Source organism: Streptomyces sp. URMC 129, from assembly GCF_051386415.1.
Lineage (GTDB): Bacteria > Actinomycetota > Actinomycetes > Streptomycetales > Streptomycetaceae > Streptomyces.
On record NZ_JBPQTQ010000141.1, the window covers coordinates 1 to 15,539 of the forward strand.

The window sequence follows — 15,539 nt, forward strand, 5'->3', positions numbered from 1 at the left end:
TAAGAGACAGCCCCCCTCGCCGCCGCCCGCGACCGCTGCCGCCTCGACACCCCCGCCGACGCCTACTACGCCGCGCTGCACGCCGCCGGACTCCAGTACGGCCCCGCGTTCCGGGGCATCGAACACCTGTGGCGCGGCGCGGGGGAGGCCGTCGCCCGGCTCCGCCCCCGCGCCGACCTCACCCCCGACCGCGGCGCGTACCTCCTCCACCCCACGGTGCTCGACAGCGCGCTCCAGACCCTCGCCGGCGCGCTCGGCGCCGAGGACACCTGGGCGCTCGCGAGCCATCTCCCGGTCGGCGCCGGACGGTTCACGCTCCTGACCGAGCGCCCCGCCGCGCCCCGGTGGGCCCACGCCGTGGCCGGGACCCCCGGCCCCGGCGCCGGGGAGATCACCGGCGCCCGGGTCACCCTGTACGCCGACGACGGCACCGCCGTCGCGGAGATCTCCGGCCTGGCGCTGCGCCGCCTCGACCCGGCCGGGGCCGCCGACCCGCTGGACGAGGCGCTCTTCGCCGTCGAGTGGCGCGAGACGGCGCCCGGCGGGCCCGCCGCCGCGACGGACACCGGCCGGTGGCTGCTGCTGGCCGACCGCGACGGCGTCTGCGACGGCCTGGCCGCCGCCCTGCCCGCCCGCGGTGGCACCTCCGTCACCGTCACCCCCGGCCCCCGCTACCGCCGGCTCGGCCCGGACCGGTACGAGATCGACCCCGGCCGCCCCGAGGACTACGCCGCGCTCCTCGCCGACCTGGACGACACCGGCCCGGCCCCCGCCGGGATCGTGCACGGCTGGACCCTGGACGCCCGACTGCCCGCCGACGGCGGGCCCGAGGAGCTGTGGGCCGCCCACGAGGCGGCGACCCTCCCCGTCCTGCACCTGGTCCAGGCGCTCGCGGCCGGACAGCGCCCCGGCCCGGCCCCCCGGCTGGTGCTCCTCACCCGCGGCGCCCAGGCCGCCGCCCCCGGCGACAGCGCCGCGGTCGCCCAGGCCCCGGCCTGGGGCCTGGCCCGCGTGATCACCCTCGAACACGGCGAGCTGCGGCCCCTGATCGTGGACCTCGACCCGGCCCGCCCCCCCGGCGAGAGCACCGCCCTCCTCGACGAACTCTCGCGCGAGAACGGCGGCGACCAGGTCGCCCTGCGCGGCGACCGGCGCCTCACCCCGGCGCTCCGGCCGTGGACACCCGCCGCCCCGGCCGCCGCGGCCGACCGGCCGCGGTGGACGTTCGTCCCCGAACGGGACGGCAACCACCGGATCCTCGCCGCCCGGCCCGGCAGTCTCGACAGCCTGACCCCCACGCTGTGGGAGCGGACCGCGCCGGGACCGGGGCAGGTCGAGATCGAGGTCGCCGCCGCCGGCCTCAACTTCAGCGACGTCCTGAAGGCGCTGGACACCTACCCCGGGGCCCCGGACGGCACCGTCCCGCTCGGCGCCGAGTGCGCCGGCCGGATCACCGCCGTGGGGGAGGGCGTCGACCGCTTCCGCGTCGGCGACCCCGTGATGGCCGCCGCGCCGTCCAGCATGGCCGCGTTCGTCACCGTCGCCGCCGACCTGGTGGCACCCCGGCCCGCGGGGCTGAGCGACGAGCAGGCGGCGGCCGTGCCCATCGCGTACCTGACCGCCGTCCACGGGCTGGACCACCTCGCCCGGCTCCGCGCGGGCGAGAAGGTCCTCATCCACTCCGCCACCGGCGGCGTCGGCCTCGCCGCCCTCCAGGTCGCCCGGCGGCGCGGCGCCGAGGTCTACGCCACGGCGGGCACCGACGAGAAGCGGGAGCTGCTGCGCACCCTCGGCGTCGCGCACGTCATGGACTCCCGCTCCCTGCGGTTCGCCGACGAGATCACGGACCTCACCGGCGGCCGGGGCGTCGACGTCGTCCTCAACTCCGCCTCCGGCGAGGCGCTGCTGCGCGGCCTCGAACTGCTCGCGCCCGGCGGCCGGTTCGTCGAGATCGGCAAGCGCGACATCTACGACAACAGCCACGTCGGCCTCGGCCTGTTCAAGCACAACCGGGCCTTCTTCGCCGTCGACCTCGAACGCTCCCTCCACGAACAGCCCGGCCTCATCGCGGAGTTGTTCGCGGAGGTGCTGGCCGGATTCGAGCGCGGCGAGTTCGGGGCGCTGCCCGTGACGAGCCACCCGTACGCCGAGGCCGGTACCGCGTTCGCCCGCATGGCGCAGGCCCGGCACACCGGCAAGCTGGTGCTCCGCCCCGGCGCGCGGGAGCGGATCGCCGCGCCCCCCGACCGGCCCCCCGTCCGGCCGGGCGCCACCTACCTCATCACCGGCGGCCTCGGCGCCCTCGGCCTGCGCACCGCCCGCTACCTGGCCGACCAGGGCGCCCGCCACCTGGTCCTCGCCGGGCGCGGCGCCCCCTCGCCCGACGCCGAGCGGGCCGTCGAGGAACTGCGGACCAGCGCCGACGTCGCGGTCGTCGCCGCCGACGTCTCCCGCCCCGACGGCATCGCGGACGTCCTCGCCGCCATCGACCGCGCCATGCCGCCGCTCGCCGGCGTCGTCCACGCCGCCGGCGTCCTGGACGACGGGCTGCTCACCGGCCTGGACCGGGCCCGGTTCCGGTCCGTCGCGGAACCCAAGGCCGCCGGCGCCTGGCACCTGCACCGCGCCACCGCCGACCGGCACCTGGACTTCTTCGTCCTGTACTCCTCGGCCGCCGCGCTCCTCGGCTCGGCCGGCCAGGGCAACTACGCCGCCGCGAGCGCCTTCCTCGACGCCCTGGCCCACCACCGCCGCGCCCTGGGCCTGCCCGCCCTCAGCATCGACTGGGGACCCTGGGCCGAGATCGGCCTCGCGGCCCGGCCCGACCGGGGCGGCGCGCTCGCCGCGCGCGGCATCGGAAGCATCGCCCCCGACGACGGCATCCGTGCCCTCGACCGGCTGCTGCGCGACGCCACCGTCCAGGCCGCCGTGCTGCCGCTGGACCGCGCCGGGCTCCGCGCGGAGGCCGCGAACGGCACGCCGCCCGGACTCCTGGGCACCCTGCCCGACGCCACGGGCCACGGGGACGGGACCGGGGGCGCCGAACGGGACGGGACGGCGCACGGCCCCCGCCGGCTGGGCGAGGTACGCCGCAAGCTCCTCGCCGTCGAGCCCGGCCGCAGGCGCCGCGCCCTCCTCGTCGAGCACTGCCGCGCCGAGGCCGCCCGCGTGATCAGCCTGGAGCCGTCCAGGATCGACACCACCGCGCCGATGTCGAGCATGGGCTTCGACTCGCTGATGTCCCTCGAACTCCGCAAGGGACTGGAGGCATCCCTCCAGGTGGAGCTGCCCTCCACCCTCACCTGGCGCTTCCCGACGATCGACGCGCTGGTGCCGTTCCTCGCCGAGCGCATGGACATCCCGCTGGACGCCGCCCCGGCCGACGGACCGGCCACCGTCCCGGCCACCGTCCCGGCCGCCGCCCCGCCACGGGCCGCACCCACCGCGGCCACCGCACCCGCCGAGGCGCCGCCGCCGGACCTCGACGGACTGTCCGTCACCGAACTCGAAGCGCTCCTGCTGGCCAAGACGCAACAGATCGACGAAGGGGGTCAGCCATGACGTCACCGGAACAGGCGCTGACATCGGCCGCCACGCTGAAGAGCGCCTACCTGGCGATGGAGCGATTGCAGCGCCAGGTCGAACAGTACGAACGCGCCCGGTCCGAACCCATCGCCGTCGTGGGCCTCGGCTGCCGCTTCCCCGGCGGCGTGACCGACGCCGACTCGTACTGGAAGCTGCTCAGCGAGGGCGTGGACGCCGTCCGCGAGATCCCGGCCGACCGGTGGGACGTCGACGCCTTCTACGCCGAGGAGCCCCGCACCCCCGGCCGGATCGGCACCCGCTCCGGCGGCTTCCTCGACCGCGTCGACCGCTTCGACCACGACTTCTTCGGCATCTCCCGGCGCGAGGCCCTGGCCATGGACCCGCACCAGCGCCTCGCCCTCGAAGTGGCCTGGGAGGCGCTGGAGAACGCCGGCCAGTCCCCGGCCGCCCTCGCCGGCAGCCGCACCGGCGTCTTCATGGGCGCGGCGAGCTGGGACTACATCACCTCGCGGATCCGCCACCCCCTCGACGTCTCCGCCTACACCAGCTCCGGCACCGCCCTCAGCTTCATCCCCGGCCGCATCGCGTACCTGCTGGACCTGCGCGGCCCCAACATCACCGTCGACACCGCCTGTTCCTCCTCCCTGGTCGCCGTCCACCAGGCGTGCCAGAGCCTGCGCGCCGGGGAGTGCGACATGGCGCTCGGCGGCGGCGTCAACGTGGTGCTGTCGCCGCTGCTGCTCATCTCCCTCTCCCAGTTCGGCTCGGTGTCCCGGCAGGGCCGCGCCGCCACGTTCTCCGACGCCGCCGACGGCTACGTCCGCGCCGAGGGCTGCGGCATCGTCGTCCTGAAGCGGCTGTCCGACGCGGTCCGCGACGGCGACCGGGTGCTCGCGGTGCTGCGCGGCGGCGCCGTCAACCAGGACGGCCGCAGCTCCGGCATCACCGCCCCCAACGGCGCGGCCCAGCGCGAGGTGTTCCGCTCCGCCCTGAGCGCGAGCGGCGTCGAGCCCCACCACGTCACCTACATCGAGACGCACGGCACCGGCACCCGGCTCGGCGACCCCATCGAGGCCGAGGCCCTGGCCGAGGTCTACGGCCGCCCCGCGGGCGCGCCCGTCCACCTCGGCGCCGTCAAGACCAACATCGGCCACCTGGAGGCGGCGGCCGGGATCGCCGGGCTCATCAAGACCGTGCTCTGCCTGCGCCACGCCGCCATCCCGCCCAACCTGCACTTCGAGCGCCTGAACGCCAACATCTCCTTCGAGGGCACCACCTTCCGCGTCCCCACCGAGCTGACCCCCTGGGCGCCGGGCGACGGACCGCGCACCGCGGGCGTCAGCAGCTTCGGCCTGAGCGGCACCAACGCCCACCTGATCGTCCAGGAGGCGCCGCCGCGCCCCGTGCCCGCCCCCGACGACCGCCGCCCCCGCTCCGTGCTGGCCCTGTCCGCCAGGAGCGAGACGGCCCTGGTGAAGCTGGCCCGCCGGTACCAGGACCGGCTGCGCGCCGCCGCCCCCGGCACGCTCCCCGACATCTGCTTCTCCGCCAACACCGGCCGCGCCCACTTCCGGCACCGCCTCGCCGCCGTCGGCACCGGGGAGCGGGAGATCGCCGCCGCGCTCGCCGACTTCGTGCGCGGCGAGCCCGCCGACGGCATCGCCCTCGGCGAGGCCCCCGCCACCGGCGACACCGGCCCCGGCGTCGTGTTCCTCTTCACCGGCCAGGGCGCCCAGCGCCCCGGCATGACCCGCGAGCTGTACGCGACGCAGCCCACCTTCCGGGCCGCCGTCGACCGCTGCGCCGAGATCCTGCGCCCGCTGCTGGACCGGCCCCTGCTCTCCGTCCTCCACCCGGGGGACCCCGACGACCCGGAGTACGGGCGGATCAACGACACCGCCTACGCCCAGCCCGCCACCTTCGTCGTGGAGTACGCCATGGCGGAGCTGTGGCGGTCCTGGGGCCTCGAACCGGCCGCCGTCCTCGGCCACAGCTTCGGCGAGGTCGTCGCGGCCTGCGTCGCGGGCGCCATGTCCCTCCAGGACGGCCTGACGTTCGCCGTGCGGCGCGCCGCCCTCATCCAGGAGCACTCCCTGCCCGGCACGATGGCCGCGGTGTTCGCGCCCGAGACCGAGGTCGCCGCGGCCGTCGCCGCCCTCCCCGACCGGATCGCCGTCGCCGCCGTCAACGGCCCGGAGAACACCACCATCTCGGGGGAACGCGAGCTGGTCGAGGCGGTGGTCGAGAGCTTCGCCGCCCGGGGCGTGCGGACCAAGCCGCTGCACATCGCCTCCGCCGGCCACTCCCCGATGATGGAGCCGGTCCTGGAGCCGCTGCGGCTGGCCGCCAAGGAGATCCGGTTCACCGCCCCCCGCATCCCGCTCGTCTCCAACGTCACCGGCGGCCTGTGGCCGTGGGACCAGGCGCCCGACGCCGACTACTGGGCCCGGCACACCCGCCGCCCGGTGCTCTTCGCCCGGGGCGTGCGGACGCTGTGGGACATGGGCTACCGCACCTTCGTGGAGGTCGGTCCCGCGCCCACGCTGCTCGGCCTGGTCACCGACGCGGTGCCGCCCGGCGAGGACCTGACGCTGCTGCCCAGCCTCCGTCCCCGGCAGGACGACTGGGAGGTCCTGCTGTCCACCGTCGCCGAACTGTACGCGCGCGGCCTGGACCTCGACTGGACCGGCTTCGACCGCGACTACACGCGCGCCAGGGTCGAGCTGCCCACCTACCCGTTCGACCCCACCCGCTGCTGGCAGCCGCCACGCGGCTGGGACGGCGAGGCCCCGTCCCCGGCCGGGAGCGGCGCCCCCGCCACGACGCCAGGGGACGACCGGCCGGACGCGCCGGAACCGGCGCGCGCCGCCCGCCGCCGGGGCCGCACCAGCCCGATCCCCACCGCCGACGAGCTGCTGGCCCTGCCCCCCGAGGACCGCCTCGCCACGCTCACCGACCGGTTCGTGCGCAGCGTCCGGGCGGTGCTCGGCTCCTCCTCCACCTCCATCGGCCCCGGCGACCCGCTCACCGGCCTCGGCCTCGACTCCCTGATGGCCGTGGAGCTGCGGAACGAGATCCGCGACCGCCTCGGCATCACCGTGCCCATCACCGAGTTCCTCGGCGAGGCCACCATCGGCGGCGTCGCCGCGGGCATCGTCGACCGGCTTCCCGACGGCACGGACACCCCCGCCGCCCCGGCCGGGCGTCGCTCCGGCCACGGCTCCGGTGCCGCCTCCGGCGACGGTGCCGGGATCCGCCGCGTGGCGCGCTTCGAGGACGTCGCCGCCGAGCTGCTGGACCGCATCGACGCCGACCGGCCGGGAGGGTTGTCATGACCGGCCTCGACGCGCGGCTGGCCGCCCTCACCCCCGCGCAGCGCGCCCGCTTCGAGGAACTGCTCGCCGAACGGGGCCTGACCGAGCCGGAGAACGCCTTCCCGCTCGCGGTGCTGCAACGCGGCATGTGGTTCCTCGAACAGCTCCGTCCCCACAACCCCGCCTACATCGTCCCCGGCGCCGTCCACGTCCGCGGACACCTCGACACCGGCGTGCTGCGCGCCGCCGTCAACGAGATCGTGCGGCGCCACGAGGCGCTGCGCACCACGTTCCAGCTCCGCGACGGCGCCCCGGCGCAGATCGTGGCCGCGCGGCTGACCCTCGACGTGCCGGAGATCGACCTCGGGGGCCCCGGCCTGACCGAGGAGGACCGGCGGGAGCGGATCGCGGCCGAACTGGCCGAGCCGTTCGACCTGGCCACCGGACCGCTGCTGCGGGTGAAGCTCGCCAGGACCGGGCCCGGCGAGGCGTACCTCCTGGTGGCGATGCACCACCTGGTCTCCGACCGCTGGTCGACCGGCGTGTTCCTCACCGAACTGTCCGAGCTGTACGAGGCGTTCGCCGCAGGGAAGCCCTCGCCGCTGCCCGAACCCGTCGTCCAGTACGGCGACTTCGCCACCTGGCAGCACCAGCGGATGACGGACGGCACCTGGGCGGACGGCCTGGCGTACTGGCGCGACCGGCTGACGGGCGCGCCCGCCGTCCTGGCCCTGCCGACCGACCGGCCCCGGCCCGCCGTCCAGGGCTTCGACGGCGGCTCCGTCCCTGTCGAGCTGCCCGAGCCGCTGACGCGCGCCCTCGGCGCGCTGGCGGCCCGCCACGGCGCCACCCCCTACATGGCGCTGCTGGCCGTCTTCCAGATCCTGCTGCACCGCTACAGCGACCAGGACGACATCGTCACGGGCGTCCCGGTCGCCGTCCGGGACCGCGCCGAACTGGAGCCGCTGATCGGATACTTCGTCAACACCCTGCCGATCAGGACCGAGCTGGCCGGGGACCCCGGCTTCACGGAGGTCCTGCGGCGCGTCCGGGACGCCTGCCTCGGCGCCTACGCCCACCAGGACGTGCCGTTCGAGCTGGTCGTCGCGGAACTCAACACGGCCCGCGACCTCAGCCGCCCCCCGGTCTACCAGGTCAGCTTCTCCTACGGCCGCGAGCCGGTCCCCACCCTCGCCCTGGGCGGCGCCGAGCTGACGCGCGTGCCGGTGCGCAGCACCGGCTCCCGGTTCGACCTGGAACTCCAGGCGTTCGACGCGGGCGGCGGGCTCAGCGGCTGGTTCGACTACGACCGCGCCCTGTTCGAGGAGGCCACGATCGCCCGCCTGGCCGGTCACTTCCGGCGCCTGGCCGAGCAGGTCGTCGCCCGGCCCGACACCCCGGTCGCCGAACTGGACCTGCTGGACGACGCCGAGCGCCGCCGCGTCCTCACCGACTGGAACGCCACCGACCGCGCCTGGCCCGGCGCGGGGTGGGTGCACGAGTGCGTCGAGGAACGCGCCCGCAGCCACCCCGGCGCCGAGGCCGTCCGCTTCGAGGGCCGCGGCCTGAGCTACGCCGAGCTGAACGCGCGGGCCAACCGGCTCGCCCGCCTGCTGCGCAGACGCGGCGTCGGCCGCGACGTGCTGGTCGGCGTCGCCATGGAACGCTCCGTCGAACTGGTGGTCAGCCTGCTCGCCATCCTCAAGGCCGGCGGCGCCTACGTCCCGCTCGACCCCGGACTGCCGCCCGCACGCCTGGAGTTCATGATCGCGGACGCCGCCGCGCCCGTGCTGCTGACGCGGCGCCGGGTGCTCGGCGCGCGGCCCCCGGCCGCCTGCGAGGTGCTGGACGTCGACGCGCTGGCCGACGAGGTGGCCGCCGAGTCCCCCGACGACCTCCTGGTGCCCGTGGACGGCGAGGACCTGGCGTACGTCATCTACACCTCGGGCTCCACCGGCCGCCCCAAGGGCGTGATGAACGTGCACGCCGCCATCCGCAACCGGCTGCTGTGGATGCAGGACGCCTACCGCATCGGCCCCGACGACCGGGTGCTCCAGAAGACGCCGTTCTCGTTCGACGTCTCCGTCTGGGAGTTCTTCTGGCCGCTGATGACCGGCGCCACGCTGGTCGTCGCCCGCCCCCGCGGCCACCGGGACAGCGCCTACCTGGCCGCGACGATCCGCGACGAGCGCGTCACCACCGTCCACTTCGTGCCCTCGATGCTCCAGGTCTTCCTCCAGGAGGAGATCGAGACCTGCACCTCCCTGCGCCGCGTCCTGTGCAGCGGCGAGGAGCTGCCCCGCGACCTCCAGGACCGCTTCCTCGCCCGTTCCGGCGCCCGGCTGCACAACCTGTACGGGCCCACCGAGGCGGCCATCGACGTCACCGCCTGGACCTGCCGCGACGACGGCGATCCGCGCCCGGTCCCGATCGGCCACCCCATCGCCAACACCCGCGTCTACGTGCTGGACCGCCGGCTGCGGCCCGTCCCCGCCGGGGTGCCGGGCGAACTCCACATCGGGGGCCGCAACCTGGCCCGCGGCTACCTCAACCGGCCCGAGCTGACCGCCGAGCGCTTCATCGAGGACCCCTTCGCCCCCGGCACCGGCGCCCGGCTCTACCGCACCGGCGACCTCGCCCGCTTCCGCTCCGACGGCGCCCTGGAGTTCCTCGGCCGCCTCGACCACCAGGTGAAGCTGCGCGGCTTCCGCGTCGAACCGGGCGAGATCGAGGCCGTCCTGGCCGGCCACCCCGGCGTGCGGGAGGCGCTCGTCGTCGCCCGCGAGCACGCCCCCGGCGACGTCCGGCTCGCCGCCTACCTCACCCCGGGCCCCGGCGGCGCGCCGGGCGTGCCCGAGCTGACGGCCCACCTGCGGGAGCGGCTGCCGGAGTACATGGTGCCCGCCTCCTTCACCGTGCTGCCCGCGTTCCCCCTCACCTCCAGCGGCAAGGCCGACCGGAAGGCGCTGCCCGAGCCGCAGGCCGCCCGGCCCGACCTCGGCAGCCGGTTCGTCGCGCCCCGGGACGGACTGGAGGACACGCTCGCCGGCCTGTGGCGCGAGCTGCTCGGCGTCGAACGCGTCGGCACCCAGGACAACTTCTTCGACCTCGGCGGCCACTCCCTGCTGATGGCCCGGCTCCGCACCCGGCTCGCCGCCGCCACCGGCCACGAGCCGTCCATGGTCGAGCTGTTCCAGCACCCCACCGTCGGGTCGCTGGCCGCCCACCTCAGCCGGTCCGGGAACCCCCCGGCCGGCCCGCCCGGCTCCGGCGCGCGGGAACGCGCCGAGAGCCGCCGTCAGTCCCGAACCCGGCGTCAGCAGGCGGCCGACCGCCGTGCTCTCTCCCGCGGAGACAGGTGATCGAAGTGTCAGAGCCAGATCAGGAACACCTCGGCCAGGTGGCGATCATCGGCATGGCCGGCCGCTTCCCGGGCGCCCCCGATGTCGGAACCTTCTGGGACAACCTCGCCCGGGGACAGGAGAGCATCTCCGCGTTCCCGGAGGAGGAACTGCTCGCCGCGGGAGTCGTCCCGGACCTGCTGGGCCGGGAGGACTACGTCCGGGCCAAGGGGGTGCTGGCGGACGCCGACCGCTTCGACGCGGCGTTCTTCGGCTACAGCCCCCGCGAGGCCGAGGTGATGGACCCGCAGCACCGGGTCTTCCTCGAATGTGCCTGGGAGGCGCTGGAGACGGCCGGCGTCGACCCGAAGACGTTCGACGGGCGGATCGGCGTCTTCGCCGGCGCCGGCCTCAACTCCTACCTGCTGTTCAACGTGATGAACAACCGGCGGGTCGTGGACTCCGTCGGCATGCACCGTGTCCTGCTGGCGAGCGACAAGGACTTCCTGGCCACCCGGGTCTCCTACAAGCTCGACCTGAAGGGCCCCGGCGTCACCGTCCAGACCGCCTGCTCCACCTCCCTCACCGCCGTGCACCTCGCCTGCCAGAGCCTCCTCGGCGGCGAGTGCGACATCGCGCTCGCCGGTGGCGTCGCCGTCACCGCCCCCCTGAAGAGCGGCTACCTGTACGAGAAGGGCGGCATCCTCTCGCCCGACGGGCACTGCCGGGCCTTCGACGCCGACGCCGCCGGGACCGTCGCCGGCAACGGCGCGGGCGTCGTCGTGCTGCGCCGGCTGGCCGACGCCCGCGCCGGCGGCGACGCCGTCGACGCGGTCATCCGGGGCACCGCCGTCAACAACGACGGCTCCCTCAAGGCCGGTTACACCGCGCCCAGCATCGACGGCCAGGCCGAGGTCGTCGCGGAGGCGCTGGCCGTGGCCGACGTCGACCCCGCCACCGTCGGCTACGTCGAGACCCACGGCACCGGCACACCGCTCGGAGACCCCATCGAAGTCGCCGCCCTGACCCGGGCGTTCCGCGAGCACACCGAGAACCACGGCTTCTGCGCCCTCGGCTCCGTCAAGAGCAACGTCGGCCACCTGGACGCCGCCGCCGGCGTCACCGGCCTCATCAAGGCCGTGCTCGCCCTGCGCCACGAGGCCATTCCGCCCACCCTCCACTGCGCCGAGCCCAATCCCCAACTGGCCCTCGACGCGAGCCCGTTCTTCGTCAACACCGAGCTGCGGCCCTGGCCCCGCACGGACGGCGCGCCGCGCCGGGCCGGTGTCAGCTCCTTCGGTATCGGCGGCACCAACGCCCACGTCGTGCTGGAGGAGGCCCCCGCCGGGCCGCCCGCACCCGAGCGGCCCGCCGCCGCCCGCCCGGCCCGCGTACTGCCGCTGTCCGCGAAGAACCACGCGGCGCTGGCCGGCAACGCCGCGCGCCTGGCCGACCACCTCGCGCGCCACCCCGGCACCGACCTCGACGACGTCGCCCACACCCTCGCCCACCGCCGCCGCGCGTTCGACCACCGCGCCGCCGTCGTCTGCCGGGACACCGACGACGCGGTCACCGCCCTGCGCCGCCTGGCCGGTGCCGCCGCGCCCGCGACCGTCGCGCCGGACCGGGCCGCGCCCGTCGCGTTCCTCTTCCCGGGCCAGGGCACCCAGCACGCCGGCATGGCCCGCGGCCTGTACCCGGCGGAGCCCGTCTTCGCCCGCGAACTCGACCGCTGCGCCGAGTTGTTCGCCCCCCACGTGGGCGAGGACCTGCGCGCCCTCCTCCTCGCCGCCGACGACCCGGCCGGGGCCGCGGCCGACCGGCTGCGGCAGACCCGGATCGCCCAGCCGGCCCTGTTCGCCGTGGAGTACGCCCTCGCCCAGCTCTGGCTCTCCTGGGGCGTCCGGCCGCGGGCCATGGCCGGCCACAGCGTCGGCGAGTTCACCGCCGCCTGCCTCGCCGGGGTGTTCTCCCTGGCGGACGCCGTGCGGCTGGTCGCCGCCAGGGGCCGCCTGACGCAGGAGATGCCCACCGGCGCCATGCTCTCCGTGGTCCTGCCCGAGTCCGGGATCGCGGCCCGGCTGGGGGAGGGACTGAGCCTCGCCGCCGTCAACTCCAGCGAGCTGAGCGTCGTCTCCGGCCCGGCCGACGCCATCGCCGGACTGGAGCGGCGGCTCGGCGCCGCCGGGGTCGCCTGCCGCCGGCTGCACACCTCGCACGCCTTCCACTCGCCCGCCATGGACGGCGCCGTCGAGCCGTTCACCGCGGAGGTCCGCGGCGTCGCGCTGCACGCCCCCCGCCTCCCGTTCGTCTCCGGCGTCACCGGCACCTGGATCACCGACGAACAGGCCACCAGCCCCGCGTACTGGGGCACTCACCTGCGCCATCCCGTCCGCTTCTCCGACGCCCTCGACGCCCTCCTCGCCGAACCCGACCTCGTGCCGCTGGAGATCGGGCCCGGCCGGACCCTGACCACCTTCGCCCAGCGGCACCGCGCCTGGACCGCCAGCAGGACCGCCGTCGCGTCGCTGCCGCACCCCGGCGAGCGGAACGACGACGCCGCCCACCTGCTGACCGCCCTCGGCACCCTGTGGAGCGCCGGGGCGGCCGTCGACTGGACCGCGTTCCACGGCGACGCCCCGCGCCGCCCGCTGCGGCTGCCCACCTACGCCTTCCAGCGGCAGCGGTACTGGGTGGAGCCCGACGGCGACGCCGCCCGCGACCGGCCCCCGGCCGCCCGCCCGCTCGACGACTGGTTCGCCACGCCCGGCTGGAAGCGGCTGCCGCCACCCCCCGCCCCGGCCGCCGCGCGCCACGACGCGGCCCTGTGGGTCGTCCTCGGCGCCGACCTCGGCCTCGGCGGCGCCCTGGCCCGCCACCTGGCGGCGGACGGCGCGCCCGTCGTCCGTGTCACCGCAGGGCCGGACCTCGTCCAGGACGGCGACCGCGCCTGGACCCTCGACCCTGCCGACCGTGACCACCTGACCACCCTGGTCAAGTCCCTCGACGCCCTCGCGCCCGGGACGATCCGCCTGGTCCACCTGTGGAGCGCCGCCGCCGGCCCCGCGCCGGACGGTCCCACCCCCGAACGGCTGGACGCCGCGCGCCGGACCGGCTTCGACAGCCTCCTCGCCCTCGCCCAGGCCCTCTCCGACGCGCGGCCCGCCGTCCCGGTGGCCCTCGACGTGCTGTGCCGGGGCGTCCACAGCGTGACGGGCGAGGAGCCGCTCCAGCCGGAGAACGCCACCCTGCTCGGCGCCTGCACCGTCATCCCGCAGGAGATCCCGGACACCACCTGCCGGGCCCTCGACATCACCGGCCTGGACCCCGGCGCACCCGGCGACGACCAGGTCCGCGCGGTGCGGGCCGTGCTCACCCACCCCACCGGGGAGCCGCAGCTCGCCCTGCGCGGACGGCACGGGTGGATCCGCGACTTCGACACCGTGCCGCTGATCCCCGGCACCGGCACCGGCACCGGGGGCGACGGCGGCGGCGGACTCCGCGACGGCGGCGGCTACCTCATCACCGGCGGCCTGGGCGGCATCGGACTCGCCCTCGCCGAACACATCGCCGCCACCGTCACCGCGCCCGTCATCGGCCTCCTCGGCCGCTCCCCGTTCCCCGCCGAGGACACCTGGGACGCCTGGCTGCGGGACCACGGCGAGCAGGACCCCACCAGCGTCCGCATCCGGCGCCTGCGGCGCCTCGTGGAGCTGGGCGCCCGCCCCCTCGTGCTGTGCGCCGACGTCACCGACCCCGACGCGACCGCCCGCGCCGTCGCCCGGCTGCGCGACGCGGCGGGCGCGCTGCACGGCGTCGTCCACGCCGCCGGGCTGCCGTCCCGGGGCATGCTCCTCACCAAGTCCCCTGCGGACGCCGACCAGGTGCTCGCCGCCAAGACGCGCGGCACCCTCGTCCTCGACCACGTCTGCCGCGACGACGACCTCGACTTCCTGCTGCTGTGCTCCTCGGTGACCGCCGTCCTCGGCGGCCCCGGCCAGAGCGACTACGGCGCGGCCAACGCGTTCCTCGACGCCTTCGCCCAGTGGAAGCGCCGCACCACCGGCACGCCCGTCACGTCCGTCGCCTGGGACACCTGGCGCGAGGTCGGCATGGCCGCCGGCCTCCTTACCCGGCTCGGCGGCGACAGCGGCGACACCGGCGACAGCGGCGCGGGGGAGGAACCGGCCGGGCACCCGCTGCTCCACCGCCTGGTCCACCGCACGGCGGAGTCCCGCACCTACGCCACCGTGTTCAGCACCGCCGAGAGCTGGATCGTGGACGACCACCGCATCCAGGGCCACGGCCTCGTGCCCGGTACGGCCTACCTGGAGCTGGTCCGCGCGGCCATGGCCGGAATCGCCACCGGCCGGGTCACCGAGATCCACGACGTGCTCTACATGACGCCGGTGATCGTGCCCGACGGGCAGACCCGCGAGGTCTTCACCACCGTGGAACTCCGCGACGGCCAGTGGCGGTTCGCGGTCCGCAGCCGCACCGGCCCGGCGGGGTGGCAGGACCACGCGCGCGGCTCGGTCACCTTCCACGAGCCGGGCCCCGACACCGTCCGCGACCTCGGCGCGCTGCTCGCCGCGTGCGACGTCACCGACGTCCTCGACACCGACGAGGCGATCGAACGGGGCCTCGGCCTCGACCGGTTCCAGCGTGGCGGCCCCATCGAGTTCTCCTTCGGACCGCGCTGGACGTGCATGCGGGAGATCCGGGTCGGCCCGCGCCGCGTGTTCGCCACCCTCCGGCTCGACGACGCCCACGCCGCCGACGTCGAGGACTACCTGCTGCACCCGGCGCTCCTCGACGCGGCCGGCGGCACCGCCCGCGTCCACGCCCGCGACACCTACTACCTGCCCTTCAGCTACCGCCGCCTGCGGATCGCGCACGGCCTGACGCCGACCGTCCACGCCTACGTCGAGGCCAAGGAGTCCGCCGACTCCTCCGGCGAGACCATGTCCTGCGACATCGAGCTCCTCGACCCCGACGGCCGGGTCCTGGTCACCGTCACGGACTTCGCGATCAAGCGGATCAACGACCTCACCGGCCTGCGCGAGCAGATCGACCGCTCCTCCGCCCCGCCGCCCGACACCGGGACCTCCGGCCCGGACGGCGGCGACCCGGCGGACGGCATCCTGCGGACCCTGGGCGAAGGCATCAGCGAGGACCAGGGCCGGGCCGCGTTCGCCCGCATCCTCGCCGCGCCCGAACGGCCCGACCACCTCGTCGTCTCCCACCACGACTTCGCGGCCGTGCGCCGGCTCGCCCGCACCCTCACCCCCGCGCTGCTGGCGCGCGAGGCCGAACGGTTCGCCCCGCCCCCCGGCAC

General features: G+C 76.1%; 4 protein-coding genes and 1 pseudogene. All 5 read left to right on the top strand.

The window, feature by feature from the left end:
- Positions 1–69: 69 nt before the first annotated feature.
- A pseudogene (locus tag ACSNOC_RS23755) lies at positions 70–2,790 on the top strand (SDR family NAD(P)-dependent oxidoreductase); the annotation flags it as partial.
- Positions 2,791–2,928: 138 nt separating this feature from the next.
- Entirely contained in the window at positions 2,929–3,561 is a 633-nt protein-coding gene (locus tag ACSNOC_RS23760; RefSeq protein WP_436749603.1) for an acyl carrier protein, read from the top strand.
- Positions 3,558–6,881 carry a type I polyketide synthase gene (locus ACSNOC_RS23765; protein WP_436749600.1) on the top strand — a complete coding sequence of 1,108 codons (3,324 nt, stop codon included), beginning with the start codon at positions 3,558–3,560 and terminating at the stop codon, positions 6,879–6,881. Before ACSNOC_RS23760 ends, ACSNOC_RS23765 begins: the two co-directional genes overlap by 4 nt.
- On the top strand, positions 6,878–10,222 hold the full coding sequence (locus ACSNOC_RS23770) for an amino acid adenylation domain-containing protein (RefSeq protein ID WP_436749601.1): 3,345 nt from the start codon (positions 6,878–6,880) through the stop codon (positions 10,220–10,222). The genes ACSNOC_RS23765 and ACSNOC_RS23770 overlap by 4 nt, the downstream gene beginning before the upstream one ends.
- Before the next feature lie 5 nt (positions 10,223–10,227).
- Positions 10,228–15,539, top strand: a 5,312-nt coding sequence (locus ACSNOC_RS23775) for a type I polyketide synthase (protein ID WP_436749602.1), incomplete at its 3' end; no start/stop codon positions are given.

Coding starts and splice junctions, on each gene's coding strand:
- ACSNOC_RS23770 (WP_436749601.1), top strand. CDS start 6,878: ATGACCGGCCTCGACGCGCGGCTGGCCGCCCTCACCCCCGCGCAGCGC.
- ACSNOC_RS23765 (WP_436749600.1), top strand. CDS start 3,558: ATGACGTCACCGGAACAGGCGCTGACATCGGCCGCCACGCTGAAGAGC.